The organism is Moorella humiferrea (assembly GCF_039233145.1).
Taxonomy (GTDB): Bacteria; Bacillota; DSM-521; order Neomoorellales; family Neomoorellaceae; genus Neomoorella; species Neomoorella humiferrea.
The window spans coordinates 2,657,168-2,671,946 of record NZ_CP136419.1; the positions used below are offsets into that span (position 1 = coordinate 2,657,168).

General features: G+C 49.5%; 18 protein-coding genes. 3 read left to right on the top strand and 15 right to left on the bottom strand.

The window, feature by feature from the left end; genetic code table 11:
• Positions 1-120 precede the first annotated feature (120 nt).
• The gene (locus MHFGQ_RS13795; RefSeq protein WP_170066255.1) at positions 121-1,122 is read right to left on the bottom strand and encodes a hypothetical protein; all 1,002 of its coding nucleotides are present in this window, start codon (positions 1,120-1,122) and stop codon (positions 121-123) included.
• A 130-nt stretch (positions 1,123-1,252) separates the two neighbouring features.
• On the opposite strand from MHFGQ_RS13795, the gene yyaC reads away from it, so the two are divergent.
• A complete protein-coding gene (yyaC, locus tag MHFGQ_RS13800) occupies positions 1,253-1,879 on the top strand; it encodes a spore protease YyaC (protein WP_106005308.1) in 627 nt (208 codons plus the stop codon).
• A gap of 21 nt (positions 1,880-1,900) precedes the next feature.
• Here yyaC and MHFGQ_RS13805 read toward each other — a convergent pair whose 3' ends face one another.
• Positions 1,901-2,539, bottom strand: coding sequence for a phosphoribosyltransferase (locus MHFGQ_RS13805; protein WP_106005309.1), 639 nt, complete (start codon positions 2,537-2,539; stop codon positions 1,901-1,903).
• Positions 2,540-2,606: 67 nt separating this feature from the next.
• Positions 2,607-3,125, bottom strand: a complete 519-nt coding sequence (locus tag MHFGQ_RS13810) for a DUF4446 family protein (protein ID WP_170066256.1) — start codon at positions 3,123-3,125, stop codon at positions 2,607-2,609.
• A 143-nt stretch (positions 3,126-3,268) separates the two neighbouring features.
• Between MHFGQ_RS13810 and larE the strand changes: the two genes are divergently transcribed.
• Both larE and larC read left to right on the top strand, forming a co-directional pair.
• Positions 3,269-4,150 carry an ATP-dependent sacrificial sulfur transferase LarE gene (larE, locus tag MHFGQ_RS13815; RefSeq protein ID WP_245907828.1) on the top strand — a complete coding sequence of 294 codons (882 nt, stop codon included), beginning with the start codon at positions 3,269-3,271 and terminating at the stop codon, positions 4,148-4,150.
• Positions 4,151-4,176: 26 nt separating this feature from the next.
• Entirely contained in the window at positions 4,177-5,367 is a 1,191-nt protein-coding gene (gene larC, locus MHFGQ_RS13820) for a nickel pincer cofactor biosynthesis protein LarC (RefSeq protein WP_106005310.1), read from the top strand.
• A 15-nt stretch (positions 5,368-5,382) separates the two neighbouring features.
• Here the strand turns inward: larC and MHFGQ_RS13825 are convergent, their stop codons facing one another.
• The 12 genes from MHFGQ_RS13825 to rpmH form a co-directional block, all read right to left on the bottom strand.
• A complete protein-coding gene (locus tag MHFGQ_RS13825; RefSeq protein ID WP_245907829.1) occupies positions 5,383-6,069 on the bottom strand; it encodes a DUF554 domain-containing protein in 687 nt (228 codons plus the stop codon).
• A 5-nt stretch (positions 6,070-6,074) separates the two neighbouring features.
• Positions 6,075-6,629, bottom strand: a complete 555-nt coding sequence (locus MHFGQ_RS13830; RefSeq protein ID WP_106005311.1) for a pyruvate kinase alpha/beta domain-containing protein — start codon at positions 6,627-6,629, stop codon at positions 6,075-6,077.
• 27 nt (positions 6,630-6,656) lie between these two features.
• Positions 6,657-7,538, bottom strand: coding sequence for a ParB/RepB/Spo0J family partition protein (locus MHFGQ_RS13835; RefSeq protein ID WP_106005312.1), 882 nt, complete (start codon positions 7,536-7,538; stop codon positions 6,657-6,659).
• Positions 7,531-8,292, bottom strand: a complete 762-nt coding sequence (locus tag MHFGQ_RS13840) for a ParA family protein (protein ID WP_106005313.1) — start codon at positions 8,290-8,292, stop codon at positions 7,531-7,533. The genes MHFGQ_RS13835 and MHFGQ_RS13840 overlap by 8 nt, the downstream gene beginning before the upstream one ends.
• A 78-nt stretch (positions 8,293-8,370) precedes the next feature.
• The gene (rsmG, locus tag MHFGQ_RS13845) at positions 8,371-9,090 is read right to left on the bottom strand and encodes a 16S rRNA (guanine(527)-N(7))-methyltransferase RsmG (protein WP_170066257.1); all 720 of its coding nucleotides are present in this window, start codon (positions 9,088-9,090) and stop codon (positions 8,371-8,373) included.
• Positions 9,080-10,972 (bottom strand): tRNA uridine-5-carboxymethylaminomethyl(34) synthesis enzyme MnmG, encoded by a 1,893-nt coding sequence (gene mnmG / locus MHFGQ_RS13850; protein ID WP_106005315.1) that lies wholly within the window; start codon positions 10,970-10,972, stop codon positions 9,080-9,082. Before mnmG ends, rsmG begins: the two co-directional genes overlap by 11 nt.
• Positions 10,973-10,998: 26 nt before the next feature.
• Positions 10,999-12,381, bottom strand: a complete 1,383-nt coding sequence (gene mnmE / locus MHFGQ_RS13855; RefSeq protein ID WP_106005316.1) for a tRNA uridine-5-carboxymethylaminomethyl(34) synthesis GTPase MnmE — start codon at positions 12,379-12,381, stop codon at positions 10,999-11,001.
• A gap of 86 nt (positions 12,382-12,467) precedes the next feature.
• The gene (gene jag, locus MHFGQ_RS13860) at positions 12,468-13,088 is read right to left on the bottom strand and encodes an RNA-binding cell elongation regulator Jag/EloR (protein ID WP_106005317.1); all 621 of its coding nucleotides are present in this window, start codon (positions 13,086-13,088) and stop codon (positions 12,468-12,470) included.
• Positions 13,085-13,765 (bottom strand): YidC/Oxa1 family membrane protein insertase, encoded by a 681-nt coding sequence (locus MHFGQ_RS13865; protein ID WP_106005318.1) that lies wholly within the window; start codon positions 13,763-13,765, stop codon positions 13,085-13,087. The genes jag and MHFGQ_RS13865 overlap by 4 nt, the downstream gene beginning before the upstream one ends.
• A gap of 47 nt (positions 13,766-13,812) precedes the next feature.
• On the bottom strand, positions 13,813-14,010 hold the full coding sequence (gene yidD / locus MHFGQ_RS13870; RefSeq protein WP_277997021.1) for a membrane protein insertion efficiency factor YidD: 198 nt from the start codon (positions 14,008-14,010) through the stop codon (positions 13,813-13,815).
• 37 nt (positions 14,011-14,047) lie between these two features.
• Complete coding sequence (gene rnpA, locus MHFGQ_RS13875; RefSeq protein WP_170066258.1) at positions 14,048-14,383, bottom strand: ribonuclease P protein component; 336 nt, start codon at positions 14,381-14,383, stop codon at positions 14,048-14,050.
• Positions 14,384-14,416: 33 nt separating this feature from the next.
• Complete coding sequence (rpmH, locus tag MHFGQ_RS13880; RefSeq protein WP_106005320.1) at positions 14,417-14,551, bottom strand: 50S ribosomal protein L34; 135 nt, start codon at positions 14,549-14,551, stop codon at positions 14,417-14,419.
• Between the last annotated feature and the right edge of the window lie 228 nt (positions 14,552-14,779).

The window sequence follows — 14,779 nt, forward strand, 5'->3', positions numbered from 1 at the left end:
AGACAAACGACCACCCCCGACGCCGATTTTTCGGGTGGTCTGGCTTCATATCCTTCACTCCTTCCATCGATTTTAATTTTTTTTCGACAAAGGGCAAGTAAAATCCTGCCGTCACAAAATTTACAACCGGCTTAACCATGCTATAACCAAAAAGATCAGACAAATATAACCAAAAAAAGGATAAACCCAGCTGATAAGATTGGCAAACCCGCACCCCGCCAGGGGCAGACTAAAAGCGAGGAGCAGTAAAGGAGCGCGCCGCCCGATAAAAGGTGCAAACTGAGCGAACCTTGCAGCCAGTCCGTACAGATTGGATGCCGCCGTTGTCGCCAGGGCCAACCAGAGGGCCAAAACATAAAATTTGACCAAACCCCCCCGCCGGATGGAAACCATGTACAGCAAGGGGAACTCGGCTTCCAACCCATCGGTGGGCATGGTTGCCAGGTTCTTTACCAAAAAAAAGGCTAAAACCCCTATAAAAATGCCGCCGCCAGCCGCTCCCAAAGTCCCTTTTTGCGTTGATGGCAGGGAAGTAAGCAACACCGTTATACCGATCATATTATAGGCGACGTATAAGAAGGTATTGAGAAGCCAGTTCGTGCCAATAAGGCCCTGGGCCGGGGCCGGAACGGCCGGAGGGGAAGAAGCGGCGAAGGATAAACTTAAACTTATCACTACCGTTACTATTGTAATAAGCATTACAGGTACCAGCAGCAAATTTAACATGATCAGGCCGCGGCCCTGTCCCAGGCAGGCCAGGAGGGATAAAAGACCGCAGGCCGCCATGCCAAAGAGTGGATTTATTCTAAAATATTCCTTAACCAATGCTCCCGAACCCGCAAGCATAACGGCAAGGCCGCCAAATAAAAAAAGGGCGGTGGCCAAATCGGCCGGTTTTTCCCAGCTTCCCAGGAGCCTGGACAAAAAATCATGATAACTGCGGGTACACCACTGTAACGCCAGACGGCGCACCCAGGCGGCCATGAAAGTCAAAAGGCCCCCCATCAAAATTACGGCTTCATCTGCCCTGGACCCCAGGACTAAAAAAAAGCGGACCAGTTCCTGCCCCGAGGCAAAGCCGGCTCCAATCATTGTGCCGACTACGGCGATCGCTATTGCCAATTCCCTCCAAAAGATCGGGACCACCCTCCCCCATCCTTTGTATATTAATATGCTGGTGCGAGGGAGCAGTAGTATAAAAAGGAGGAAATTGGCATATACTCTAGGCACAAGGTCTCAAGGGAGGTAAGGTATGGCTCCGTTACCTTTTTTTACACAGCATCAAGAAACGATACCTGCACCTAAAATAAAATTCTATTATCAAGACCCCATGGCAGTGGAGAAATTAAGCCAAACCCTGGCCGCCCACCTTAAAGAGCGCGATCCCGAAGGCAGCTGCCCCCTGGTCGTCGTTTGTATCGGTACCGATCGCTCGACGGGTGACTGTCTGGGACCCCTGGTAGGCACCCACCTCCTGCGTATGCCCGACCTGCCCTGTGCAGTCTATGGAACCCTGGATGAGCCGGTCCATGCCAGCAACCTGACGGAAAAACTGGCTTATATCAAAGCCAACCATGCCAATCCTATAATCATCGCCGTCGATGCCTGCCTGGGCCAGGCCGAAAATGTCGGGGCCATCACCCTCGCCCCAGGAGCATTAAAGCCGGGAGCCGGTGTAAATAAAAATCTCCCGGAGGTGGGAGACATTCACTTTACGGGTATTGTCAACGTCGGCGGTTATATGGAATATTTCGTGCTGCAAAATACCCGCCTTTCCATCGTCATGCGCATGGCCCAACAAATCGCCAATGCCATTTACCAGGGGGTGTGCCTCGCCTATAAACACCGCAGCGTCGCCGTGGCCCGCGGTATCCAATAAAAGGACGGGAAAAGCATAGAATTATACAGGCCGATATCTACTGTAAATCTCTTTAACTTCTTCGTCGCTAACCTCACCAAAATCTTCATAGAACTGGCTGACGGCATAAAAGGGCTCCGGCATGGCGAGGCATATTAAATCATCTACCAGCCCACGCAGGCGCGCGGCAGTTTCCGGCGGTGCCACCGGTACGGCCAAAACTAATATTCCCGGTTTTTCTTTCCTTACGGCCCGCAGGGCGGCTTCCATGGTCAATCCGGTGGCAATTCCATCGTCAACTACTATAACAACCCTGCCGCTGATGTCCGGCATGACCGCACCGCCGCGATAAACTTCCATCCGCCTTTTAATTTCGTCTATTTCCCGCCAAATCAGCCTCTGCAAATCTGCCGGTTTAATTCTCAGGGCTTCCATAAGCTTCGTGTTGTATATTATCGTGCCGTCGGGCATCACTGCCGCCGCCGCCAATTCAGGATTGCCGGGAATACCCACTTTCCGGGGAATGATTAAATCAAGCTCCCCCGCCAAAGCGGCAACGATCGGGGCGGCAACAACCACTCCGCCCCTGGGAACGGCCAGCACCAGGGGACGCCGGCCTCGATATTCCTCCAGGGCCTGAGAAAGCCGTCTGCCGGCTTCCCCGCGATTTTTAAAAATCACGGCACCATCCCCTTAATAAATTGTACTGTTAAAATTTTCCCCCGTCGGCGGCAGGATATACACCGCATTATACGGCCACTTTATCCGGGTTTATCAGCCCCATGGCCATGGCCAGGGCCTTTTCCTCCTCTTCACTCAACCGATAATTAGATCTACCGTTGTGGATCGGCTTAATAAATACCCGTGTCTCGTCGCGGGCATATAGGCTGGAGAGGATAAAACCATGACCCTCGCGGTTCAAGATGGCCAGGGCAAAACTCAAATCACTTCCTGTGTCAGGAAAGGCGTTAAAGCGCACCAACCCTATGCGGCTGAAACTCTTATCCAGTCCTACCTGTAAGTCCTGGACTTTTTCCTGCAGCCGATTTATCGCTTCATTAACTTCCCCCAAATCATGAAACCGTTCGAGGACAGCCGCAAGATCAAGGCTTTCTCCCGTTTCCAGCAGGCGTCTGATGCGACCTTCCAGGCGCCTTATTTCACCATGGTTGTGCCATAGCCACAGGATAATTATGAACTGCAGGACTATCAGACCAACAAGAAGCGGACCCGCATAAGGCATCAGGCTTAAGGTCAAAGAATTCAACGTGCGTTCCTCCCCCTAAAAGTACAACAAATGATTAATTTCAACGCGAATCGGCAATTTCCTGCGCCCTTTACGTCCTGATTGTTGTTAGGAAAAAATTTTTATCATATGGAATACTTTTGCGGGGAGGATTTGTCGGGGCCATGGCGAATGCAGATCATTTAAACAAAATTTCTGCCGGAGTGGTGAAGGTCATGTTATCTCCTTTGTTACAAGAAAAACTGGACAACCTGTTAAAAAAAATCGAGGAAATGGAAGGCGTCCTTATCGCCTTTTCCGGAGGGGTGGACAGCACCCTCCTTCTTAAGGCGGCCACTATGACTTCGACCCGGGTCATGGCGGTAACTGCATCTTCGCCAACCTATCCGGAGGCCGAAATAGCCGCGGCGGTGCAACTGGCCCGCGACTTGGGGGTACAGCACCAGATTATCAAGACCAATGAGATGGAAGATCCCAACTTTACGGCCAATCCCACCGAACGCTGTTACCACTGCAAAAGAGAGCTCTTTGCTACATTACGGCGGCTGGCATCGGAACACGCTCTGAAGACAATCGTCGACGGCGCCAACGCCGATGATGAAGACGATTTCCGTCCCGGAAGAAGGGCAGCCCGTGAGTTCGGGGTCCGCAGCCCTTTACAGGAAGTTGGGCTGACAAAGGATGAAATACGCCAGCTGGCAAGATATTTGCATCTGCCCAATTGGGATAAGCCGTCCATGGCTTGCCTTTCCTCCCGCATACCTTACGGGCAGGCCATTACCCCAGAAAAGCTCCGTCAAATAGCCGCCGCCGAAGATTTTTTGTGCCGCCTGGGATTGAAGGAAGTTCGGGTGCGCCACCACGATACCATCGCTCGTATAGAAGTAAACCCGGCCGCCTTCGCCCTCCTCATCGATGCCGCAATAAGGGTAAAAATTGTGAAATACTTTCAAGACCTGGGATTTACTTATATTGTCCTCGATCTTGAAGGCTTTCGCAGCGGCAGTATGAATGCGGTACTAAAGCAAGAGGATTTGCACCGTTAACGTTGGACATAAAAAGGAGGTTCCAAATGAAGGTAGCTTATTTTGATTGCTTCTCCGGGATAAGCGGCGATATGTGCTTAGGCGCAATACTTGCCAACGGCCTTCCCCATAGCGAGCTGGAAGGACCTTTAAAGAAACTACCCCTTGACGGCTGGGAATTGAAAATCAGCGAAACAAAACAGCACGGTATTGCCGCCGTAGACGTGGAGGTCCTCGTTTCCGGCCACCAGCCCCATCGCCATTTAAATGATATTTTGGATTTAATAGAAGGCAGCGACCTGCCCGCCCCTGTAAGGGAAAAAGCGGCGGCAGTTTTTCGCAGTCTGGCCCGGGCCGAAGGACAGGTACACGGCATCGAACCGGAAAAAGTCCATTTCCATGAAGTGGGTGCTGTCGACGCCATTATCGATATCGTCGGCACCGTTTTAGGGCTGCACCTTTTGGGAATCGAAAAAATAGTCTCCTCACCTCTGCCCCTGGGTTCCGGGTGGATTGAATGCCACCACGGCAGGTTACCGGTGCCGGCGCCGGCAACCCTCTACCTGCTCCGTGGATTTCCCGTATACGGTACCGATATCAGGGCGGAACTGGTAACGCCTACGGGAGCGGCCTTAATCACCACCCTGGCCGCCGATTTTGGGCCGTTTCCGGCAATGGAGCTCCACAGCGTCGGTTTTGGGGCCGGAAAAACTGTTCTACCCCATCCAAACCTCCTGCGCCTGGCAACGGGAGAAATTCCCGCACATAATGTAGCGGCAGATGAGGCCTGTACCGTTATTGAAACCACCATCGACGATATGAACCCCGAATTCTATCCCAACCTTCAGGAGCAAGTGCTGGCGGCGGGAGCCGTTGATGCCTATATCACCCCTGTACAAATGAAGAAGGGCAGACCGGGCGTACTTTTTACCGCCATTTGCCCTGAACATCATTTGCAGTCAGTTGCCACCGCCATATTTCGACATTCCAGCACCCTGGGTCTGCGCTTTAGACGCGACTGGCGCATTACATGTGAACGCCAGTTCACAGAAGTAATGACGCCTTACGGCAAAGTGACGGTTAAGTGGGGGCGTTATCGCGACGGTGACGGTCGGGAAAACATTCACGCGGCTCCGGAATACGAATCCTGCCGCAGGGTCGCCCAAGAGGCAGGAGTACCTGTAAAGGAGGTATATGCGGCCGCCGTTGCCGCCGCCAGGGCCATAGTGCCTTTTTAGTAGTCAATGGCGTTTTTAATACCCCAAAAGGGTGAACAGAGCGACAAAAAGAAGGGCGGGCAGGAAATTGCCTACATGCATCTCTTTAATTTCCAGCACTCCTAAAGCTATAGCAATGAGCAAAAGACCGCCACATGCCGTAATTTCATTTACCACTGCTGCTGTAAGATAACCTTGCAGCCATGAAGCCATAATGGTAAGACTACCCTGGTAAAGGAGCACGGATACGGACGCTAAGGCGATACCCCATCCCTGGATGGCCGCCATGGTAACCGCCAAAATACCGTCCAAGACCGCTTTGGCATACAGGATAGTATAACTGCCCTTAAGACCGGCCTCCAGCGAACCCATAATGGCCATGGCTCCCACACAGTAAAGGAGACTGGCGCTTACAAAGGCCCTGCTGATTTCTCCGCCGCTGCGGCCGGCGATGAACTTTTCCAAGCGCCGGCCGCAGTTATTAAGAAGCCCCTCAAGATTTAAAAGTTCGCCCGTAACGGCGCCGGCAACCAGGCCGATAATGACCAATATCGGCTTTTTTGTTTGCACCGCCATAATCATTCCTATAAGTAAGATACCCAGGCCGGTTGCCTGGGTAACAGTCTTTATCAGCCGCTGGGGCAGGCGCGTGCCAATAACTATGCCGACGAAGGCGCCGGCGAGAATCGCCAGAACGTTGACTAAAGTGCCCAACAGGCCCATCGGCTTTAAAACTCCCTTGGTTTACAGATTATCTCTTTAATTTTAGTGGCAAAAAAGTCCTGGGAATGGGCCGGGCGCATCACCAGAGCCGTATCTACGCCTTCATTGCTACCACCCATAGCTACTACGTCTACACCGGCGGGTATCAGACCGGCGTCCAGGGCCATGCTTGCCACCTCAACGGCCACCTTGGTTCCCTGGCCGAAGAGACGCAGGGTATTGGCTATAATTTCGGCCGGATAAATCCCTTGAAAGGCAAAGCGCAGGGCACGATCCAGCCCGGCCAGGAGGTGAGTGGTGGTCAAGATTTTAATTCCACCATCTAGCAGGCGTCGGCGTATTTCTTCACCCATCTCTATTTCTCCTGGATTTTTAAAACCTGCCTGGTGGGTAACGCAGACGATATTTAAATCATTGTTGCCTAAACACTGTAGGGCGCTGTACCCCGTTGCCGACGCAACCACCACGTCTTTTAACCCCAGCTGCCGGGCACGCTCTAAAGCCAGTTTCACCGTTCCTTCTGTGTTTATTTTACCTTTCTCCTGCCAGTATGTAGTCATTAACTTCATCCTCCTTGCCATCCAGTTTTAAAATGTTTCACGTGAAACATTTTCTCCCGTTAAAACAGTTATAATCCTTTCCAACTCTTCATTGCCGAAGTAATAAATCTCTATTTTCCCCTTATCTTTGGTGTGCTTTAATTTTACCTTGGTACTTAAAATGCTCTGAAGTCTATCTTCCAGTTGTTTAACCTCCCATTGGGCTTTTGTATCTTCTTTTTTTAACTTTTGGATTTCAGGTTGTTCCTGCATCTTTTTGGCCAGAGCCTCTGCTTCCCTAACGGCTATACCGGTGGCAGCTATCTTTTCTGCTAGGGCTATTTGCTGTTCTTCGTCTTTAAGGGATAAAATTATGCGGGCGTGCCCCGGCGATATTATACCACTTCGTACCATTTCCTGGACCTTCTGCGGCAAATTTAAAAGGCGAAGGGCGTTGGCGATTACCGGCCTGCTCTTTCCAACCCTGGCGGCGATTTCTTCCTGGGTTAGTCCATGTTCGCTAATTAAGGCTTGATATGCCGCAGCTTCTTCCATGGGATTTAAATCTTCCCGTTGTAGGTTTTCGATAAGGGCAATCTCTGCCGTTTCCCGGGCATCAAGTTCTTTTATTATTGCCGGAATCTCCGTTATTCCGGCCAATTTACAGGCCCTCAGCCTTCGTTCCCCCGCTATTACTTCATAACTTCCGCCGCCCACAGGTTTAACAATAATAGGTTGAATTACACCGTGGCTTTTTATCGATCGGGCCAGCTCCTCCAGTTTTTCAAGGTCAAATTCTCTGCGCGGTTGATGCCGGCCGGGTTTTATTTTCTCAACCAGTAACATTTGTATGCCTTCAACTTCTCCTCCCGATGCCTTTTGGGCGGGCAGCAGAGCTTCCAACCCCCGACCCAAACCCCTTTTAGCCATTGGCCATCACCTCCCTGGCTAGTTCTCTATAAGCCTCGGCCCCCCGCGAGCGTGGATCATAGATGTTTATGGGCTGCCCGTAACTGGGTGCTTCACTTAAACGCACGTTGCGGGGTATTATGCTTTTAAATACCCTTTCAGGAAAATGATTCTTAACTTCATCCACAACCTGCATCGATAAATTGGTGCGGGGATCAAACATGGTCAGCACTACGCCTTCGATTTTTAAATCGGGGTTCAGATGTCTGGTTACCAGTTTGATGGTATTCAGCAATTGTCCCAGTCCTTCTAGGGCGTAATATTCACACTGGATGGGGATTAACACGCCTTCTGCCGCGGTTAAAGCATTGAGGGTCAACAATCCCAGGGAAGGAGGGCAGTCAATAATGATATAATCGTATTTTTCCTTTATACCCTGTAGGGCATTTCTTAGTTTCTTTTCCCTGGCAATGGCTGTTACCAATTCAACCTCGGCGCCGGCCAGCTCTATAGTTGCCGGTACTAAATTCAGGCCGGCTACAGAGGTAGGGATAATGGTTGCGGCAATGGGTGCCTCATTTATTATGACGTCATAGATACAATGTTTTATGCCCGCGCGGTCGATACCGAGTCCGCTGGTGGCGTTTCCCTGGGGGTCGATATCAATCAACAGCACTTTCTTTCCTTCCTGGGCCAAAAAAGCGCTTAAATTTACGGCCGTCGTTGTTTTGCCAACGCCCCCTTTTTGATTGGCAATGGCTATAACCCTGCCCATGGGGTCGTCCTCTCCCTTAACTTTTTTTCTTTATTTCGTCATGCAAATCCTGGTTCCTGCCGCAAGGACATATCTTTTTTATTTTAACGGTTTTCTAGTGGGCATACCGGCTCGGCGAGGATAATTAGTGGGTGTCTTTGTGCTTTTCTTTATCTTTATCAATCGACGTTCTTCCTCACCTCCGGGGAGGTGTCCCCGCCAGACCTCTGGCTGATCGCCGCCCAGGATGGCTATGGCCTTTTCGGCAGCCTTTAACTCTTCATCAACTGAAGGCCCCTTGTAAGCAATCATTAGCCCGCCGACCTTTACCAGGGGGAGACAGTATTCTACCAAAATATTCAACGGCGCTACGGCTCTGGCCACGGCAACATCATATTTTTCCCTGTGCTCTTCCAGGCGACCCGCTTCTTCAGCGCGCGACCAAAGGCATTTAATATTCTTTAGACCTAGCTTTGCCACTGCTTCTTCTTGAAAAATAATCTTTTTACGCTGGGCTTCAAGAAGGGTAAGGTTCAAGTCGGGACGGTATATTTTTAAAATGATTCCCGGTATTCCGGCACCGCTGCCGACATCGATAACTCTGGCACCTGAGGAAATCTCTGCGGCACAAAAAACGAGGAGGGAATCGATAACATGCTTGCGCCAGATTTCTCCCTCCTCGTTGATAGCCGTCAGGTTCATTTCCCTGTTTGTTTCTAAAAGCATATCAATATAGGATTTTATCGTTTCTACCTGCCGGTCTGTTAAATTTATTCCTATCTCTGCCAGCATTTCCTTTATTTTTTCTTTAAACGACACTTGCATTTATGCCTTCACGCCTTTTTTGCTCTAAATAAACCATAAGAACGGCGATGTCCGCCGGCGTAACGCCAGGAATTCTTGCCGCCTGACCCAGGGAACAGGGTCTAACCCTTTCTAGCTGATCTACACTTTCCCGGGACAAACCCTTAATGGCGCGATAATTAATTCCTTCTGGCAGGGGTCTGCCCTCCAGCTTAAGCATTTTCTCCACTTGAGCCTTTTCCTTGGCAATATATCCCTCATACTTGAGGATCATTTCAATTTCTTGGGCGATTTCTGCAGGGAGTTCCTCAATTAATCCCGTTCTTACCAGGTCTTTATATTTTATTCCCGGCCTGCGCAAAAGATCGGCCAGGCTGGCGGTTCCTTTAAGGGGAGTTTCTTGACAATCCTTTAGTATTTCCTGGACCATCCCATTGTTGTCGCCAACATGCAGCTTTTCTAGCTGTTTTATTCCTTCTTCAATCTTCCTTTTCTTTTCCTGGACCTTTTTGAACCGTTCTGCGTCCAGCAGCCCTACGTCATAACCGAGGTGGGCAAGGCGAAGGTCGGCATTATCTTCGCGCAGAAGCAGGCGATACTCGGCCCTTGCCGTTAACATACGGTAAGGCTCGGTTACGCCGCGGGTCACCAGATCGTCGATGAGAACACCGATATAAGCCTGGTCGCGGCGCAGAATAAAGGGTTCTTTTTCTTTAATATACTGGGCGGCGTTTATCCCGGCAATTAACCCCTGAGCTGCAGCTTCTTCATATCCAGAAGTACCGTTGATCTGCCCGGCCGTAAACAGCCCGGAAATGTTCTTCAGCTCCAGGGTATTTTTTAGCTGGGTGGGGTCCAGGTAGTCATACTCAATGGCGTACCCCGGGCGCATCATTTCTGCCTTTTCTAATCCCGGAATGCTGTGCAGGACTGCCAGTTGAACATCCTCAGGGAGGCTGGTAGACAATCCCTGAACGTACCACTCGTCAGTTCCCATGCCTTCCGGCTCCAGAAAAATCTGGTGGGAAGGTTTATCTGCAAAACGCACCACTTTGTCTTCAATTGAGGGACAGTAGCGCGGACCCTTCCCCTCAATCATCCCGCTGAACAAAGGAGCCCTATCCAGGTTGTCCCGGATTATCCTGTGGGTGGTCTCAGTTGTACGTGTAAGCCAGCAAGGCACATTGGGACGATGGCTGTTGTCCTCCCAAAAGGAAAAATTTAAAGGTTCCCTGTCACCGGGCTGTTCAGTAAGTTTTTCCCAATTAATAGAACGACCACTTACCCGGGGCGGCGTTCCGGTCTTGAAGCGGCCCATTCTGATACCCAGGTCCTGCAAATTGGCCGCCAGCTCTATAGCCGGAAATTGACCGTTGGGGCCGCCGGAATAAGCCACATCGCCGATTATAATTCTTCCGCGCAGGTAAGTTCCCGTGGTTAAAACTACTGCTCTACAAGAAAATAATGCGCCAGTTTTTGTCAAAACTCCCTTAACGCGGCCGTTTTCCACCATTATTCTAACTACCTCGGCCTGCTTGATTTCCAGGTTTTCCTGCCGGCACAAGGTCAAGGTCATATTCTGCTGGTACAGCTTTTTGTCGGCCTGGGCGCGCAGGGCCCTTACCGCCGGCCCTTTACCGCTGTTTAAACGCCTAATCTGAATGCGGCTGCGGTCGGTATTTAAACCGATAATTCCTCCCAGGGCGTCTATTTCGCGTACTAAATGCCCTTTAGCCGGCCCGCCGACGGAAGGGTTGCAGGCCATCATGGCCACGCTTTCCAGGCTTATGGTGAGGATCAAGGTCCGGCAACCCAGCTTGGCAGCGGCCAAGGCGGCCTCACAGCCAGCATGTCCGGCACCTACGACGACAACGTCATAATATCCGGCCCTGTACATCCTTTTCACCTTCTTTCCGTTAAATTTCATTTACCAATACAAAAGTCGCTAAAGATCCTGTCTATAAGGTCCTCTCTGGCCGTCGTTCCCGTTATCTCTCCTAAATAGTCCCTGGCCGCCCAGAGATCAACGGCCACCAAATCGGTCGGGACGCCTCCCTTCCAGGCGGTTATGGCCGCTTCCAGGTGTTCCAGACATTTTTCCAGGGCATCCCTGTGCCGAGCGCGGATTATCAGGACATCATCATTCTGGGTCCCCACGCGGCCACCCAGGACTATCTCCCTTACCTTCGTCGCCAATTCATCAAGACCTATTCCTTCTTTTGCCGAAACGTTCACCTGGGGATAACCTTCAAAAAAAGAAAAACGGTCTTTTATTTTTTCTTTTACCATATCAATTTTATTGCCGACGATAATAACATTTTTATCGCGACCGGCTATTTCCTCAAAGATAAGTCGATCTTCTGGCAAAATACCGGTGCTCAGATCAACGACCATTAAGATTAAATCGGCTTCATTTATGGCTTGACGCGTCCTGGCCACCCCTATGCTCTCCAGGGCATCGGCCGTTTCCCTTAATCCCGCCGTATCAATTAGACGACAGGTATATCCGCCTAATAGCAAAGTTTCCTCAATGGTATCACGGGTTGTCCCTGGTATATGGCTGACTATGGCCCTTTCTTGATTAAGGAGGGCATTTAAAAGACTCGATTTTCCAACATTCGGCCTTCCGACGATGGCAATTTTTAATCCTTCATTTACTAGGCGTCCTTCTTCCCAGGTCACCAGAAGCCCTTTTATTTCTTCCCTGGCCTCCTCCAGCCCTTTTAACTCTTCAGTACCAACCTCACCCACCTCTTCAGGAAAATCAAGGCTGGCCTCAATAGCGGCTAAAGCACCATTTATCCATTCACTTATTTTGCCGATTTTGTGGGAAAGCTTCCCCTGAAGCTGCAAAACGGCGGCAGCAAGGCCCCGGCTGCTTTTTGCCCTGATTACATCCAGGACTGCTTCTGCCTGGGCCAAATCCAGGCGGCCGTTTAAAAAGGCTCGCCGGGTAAACTCCCCAGGTTCGGCCAGTCTGGCACCATGACGTAAAACTAGCTGCAAAACCCTGGCTGTTGCTAAAGAGCCTCCGTGGCAGTTAATTTCCACAACATCTTCAGCAGTATAACTGTGGGGGGCTCGCATGATGCTTGCCAGCACTTCATCTACAGTCTCTCCTGTATCGGGATCGATGATATAACCCAGGCGCAGGGTATGGCTGGGACTGTCGCTCAACTTTAACCCCCGCCTTGGCTGGAAAATTTTATCAGCTACTGCTATCGCCCTATTGCCACTCATCCGAACAATACCTATCCCGCCCTCTCCCGGGGGCGTGGCTACGGCGGCGATGGTATCGGCAAGCATTCTTGTCCCCCCACATAATAAAACCCAGCAATACTCAGGTATTACTGGGCCATAAAAATTACTAGCTATATTTTAACGCAAAAAAACTATTGACGCAAGGCAATCACGATTTTGCGGTTCGGTTCCTGCCCTTCACTAAAGGTTAAAATTTCACTGTCATTCTGTAGGGCAGTATGGATGACCCGTCGTTCCTGGGGATTCATAGGTTCCAAGACGATCCGTTTTCCCGTTGCCTTTACCCTTGCCGACAGACGGCGTGCCAGGTTTATCAACGTCTGTTCGCGACGCTTGCGGTATCCTTCGGCATCAAGGATTATTTTTATCTTGTTCTTTAATACTTTATTTACGGCCAAATTGCATAAAAACTGCAGGGCATCGAGGTTGTCCCCCCGCCGTCCGATTAAAAGGCCTAAATCTTTGCCATGGAAACTGACAAAGTAATATCCTTCCCTCTGTCGAATTTCGATACCGGCTTCTACATTCATGGCCTTTAAGACTCGCGTTAAAAAATCAGTAATTACATCTTCCGGTTTATCAGGCAGCACCACTTTAACTCTGGCCTGGCGCGAACCCAGTAGACCTAAAAAGCCCTTACTTCCTTCCTCCAGAACGTAAATCTCTACCTCATCCCTCCTGGCCCCCAGGCTTTTCAGCGCCGCTTCTATGGCTTCGTCCACAGTCTTGCCGGTTGCTTCGATCTCCTTCATTTGGAGCTGATTTCCTCCTTCACCAGCCGAGGTTGCCGACGTATAAACCACTGCTCCAAGATACCCATTAAACTAAAGGTGACCCAATAAAGGGAAAGGCCCGCTGAAAAGTTGCGACTCATCCAGCCGATCAGCAGAGGCATTACTATAAGCATTGTTTTCTGTGTTTGATCCTGGCTGGTACCCACCATGCTGATTTTTTGTTGAAAATACGTCCCTAAAGCAACTAAAACAGGCAGTATAATGGGATCGGGTTGGCCTAAATTTTTAATCCATAAAAAGTCGGCATGGGCTAGTTCAACATAGGGCGGATGATGTACGGGATCGAAAAAAACACGCAAAGCGCTAAAAAGAGCAAAAAGAATGGGCATTTGTACCAAAAGGGGCAGACAGCCGCCCAGGGGATTGACCCCTTCCTTTTGATACAATTCCATCATGGCCTGCTGGGCCTTTTGGGGATTGTTTTTATATTTTTTCTGCAGTTCCTGGATTTTCGGCTGTAGCTCCTGCATCTTTTTCATGGAACGGAGCTGTTTGTAAGTTAAGGGATAAAGAATCACCTTGACGAGAATGGTGAATAAAATTATGGCCAGGCCATAGTTTGGTATACCTATATTTTTAGTTATATTATATAAAAATTGTATTGATTGTGAAAGGAAATTAACTAAAGCGCTCAAATAATACCTGCCTTTTTAAAAAGGCAGTTTTCACCTCCACCATGGCTTTAGCGTAGGGGATCGTATCCTCCCGGATGCCAGGGATGACACCGAATTAGTCGCCTTACGGCCAGGTAACAACCTTGTAATATCCCATATTTTTCTAAAGCCTCAATTGTATATTGGGAACAACTGGGATAAAAGCGACATCTTTTTCCTAGAACCGGCGATATAAAAATCTGATAAAAACGAATTGAGGCGATCATGATTTTTTTAACAATCTCATCCATTAACTTCCTCGCATTATAAAATTTTCCCCATTCTACCTAAGTTTAATACTTCTTGTTCAAGGTCTGCAAAGGACTGCTGTACGGCTTCTTTTCTGGCGACTATAACCACGTCGACACCCGGAAGGAATGAATTAATATGCTTACGGCATATCTCCCGCAGGCGGCGTTTTAATAAATTTCTTTTTACTGCCTTGCCGACTTTTTTTGAGATAGAAAAGCCGAACCGGGTGACACCTGATTTATTGGCAATAAAATATAAATTTAACGTTCCACCCTTAACCTTTTTCCCGAAGCGGTATACCCGGTTAAAATCCCTGGCTTTGACTATCCGCCGCCCTTCGTTTAACAATTTTCCGCCCCCAGAAATACGGGATGGCCTGCCTTATGCAGACAGGCGTTTACGCCCCTTACGGCGTCTTCTTTTAATAACTTCCCTTCCCGCTTTTGAGCTCATGCGTTTTAAAAATCCATGCACCCTCTTATGGCGTCTCCTTTTTGGTTGATACGTCCTTTTCAAACTCCTTTTTCCCTCCTAAGATTTTTCTTTATTTCGGCCTTATCATTCAAATTATAGCCGAGTACTTTTCTCTATGTCAAGGAAAAGGAAATTCTTCTACCTGTTGATAGTTATCACCAAAGCTGTTAAGATAAGATCGGATATTTACCCGTGTTTCCATACCTTATCCCCATTTTTCAACCCATGTTTTTTACTTTTATCAACATCTTCCCCAGGGGGGGTTCTTTT

Bases quoted from the DNA above. Each gene is read 5' to 3' on its own strand.
- larC (WP_106005310.1), top strand. From the start codon at position 4,177: ATGAAGGTAGCTTATTTTGATTGCTTCTCCGGGATAAGCGGCGATATG.
- mnmE (WP_106005316.1), bottom strand. From the start codon at position 12,381: ATGCTTGCCGATACCATCGCCGCCGTAGCCACGCCCCCGGGAGAGGGC.
- MHFGQ_RS13825 (WP_245907829.1), bottom strand. From the start codon at position 6,069: ATGGGCCTGTTGGGCACTTTAGTCAACGTTCTGGCGATTCTCGCCGGC.
- yyaC (WP_106005308.1), top strand. From the start codon at position 1,253: ATGGCTCCGTTACCTTTTTTTACACAGCATCAAGAAACGATACCTGCA.
- MHFGQ_RS13835 (WP_106005312.1), bottom strand. From the start codon at position 7,538: ATGGCTAAAAGGGGTTTGGGTCGGGGGTTGGAAGCTCTGCTGCCCGCC.
- yidD (WP_277997021.1), bottom strand. From the start codon at position 14,010: ATGATCGCCTCAATTCGTTTTTATCAGATTTTTATATCGCCGGTTCTA.
- jag (WP_106005317.1), bottom strand. From the start codon at position 13,088: ATGAAGGAGATCGAAGCAACCGGCAAGACTGTGGACGAAGCCATAGAA.
- MHFGQ_RS13840 (WP_106005313.1), bottom strand. From the start codon at position 8,292: ATGGGCAGGGTTATAGCCATTGCCAATCAAAAAGGGGGCGTTGGCAAA.
- mnmG (WP_106005315.1), bottom strand. From the start codon at position 10,972: ATGTACAGGGCCGGATATTATGACGTTGTCGTCGTAGGTGCCGGACAT.
- larE (WP_245907828.1), top strand. From the start codon at position 3,269: ATGGCGAATGCAGATCATTTAAACAAAATTTCTGCCGGAGTGGTGAAG.
- MHFGQ_RS13830 (WP_106005311.1), bottom strand. From the start codon at position 6,629: ATGACTACATACTGGCAGGAGAAAGGTAAAATAAACACAGAAGGAACG.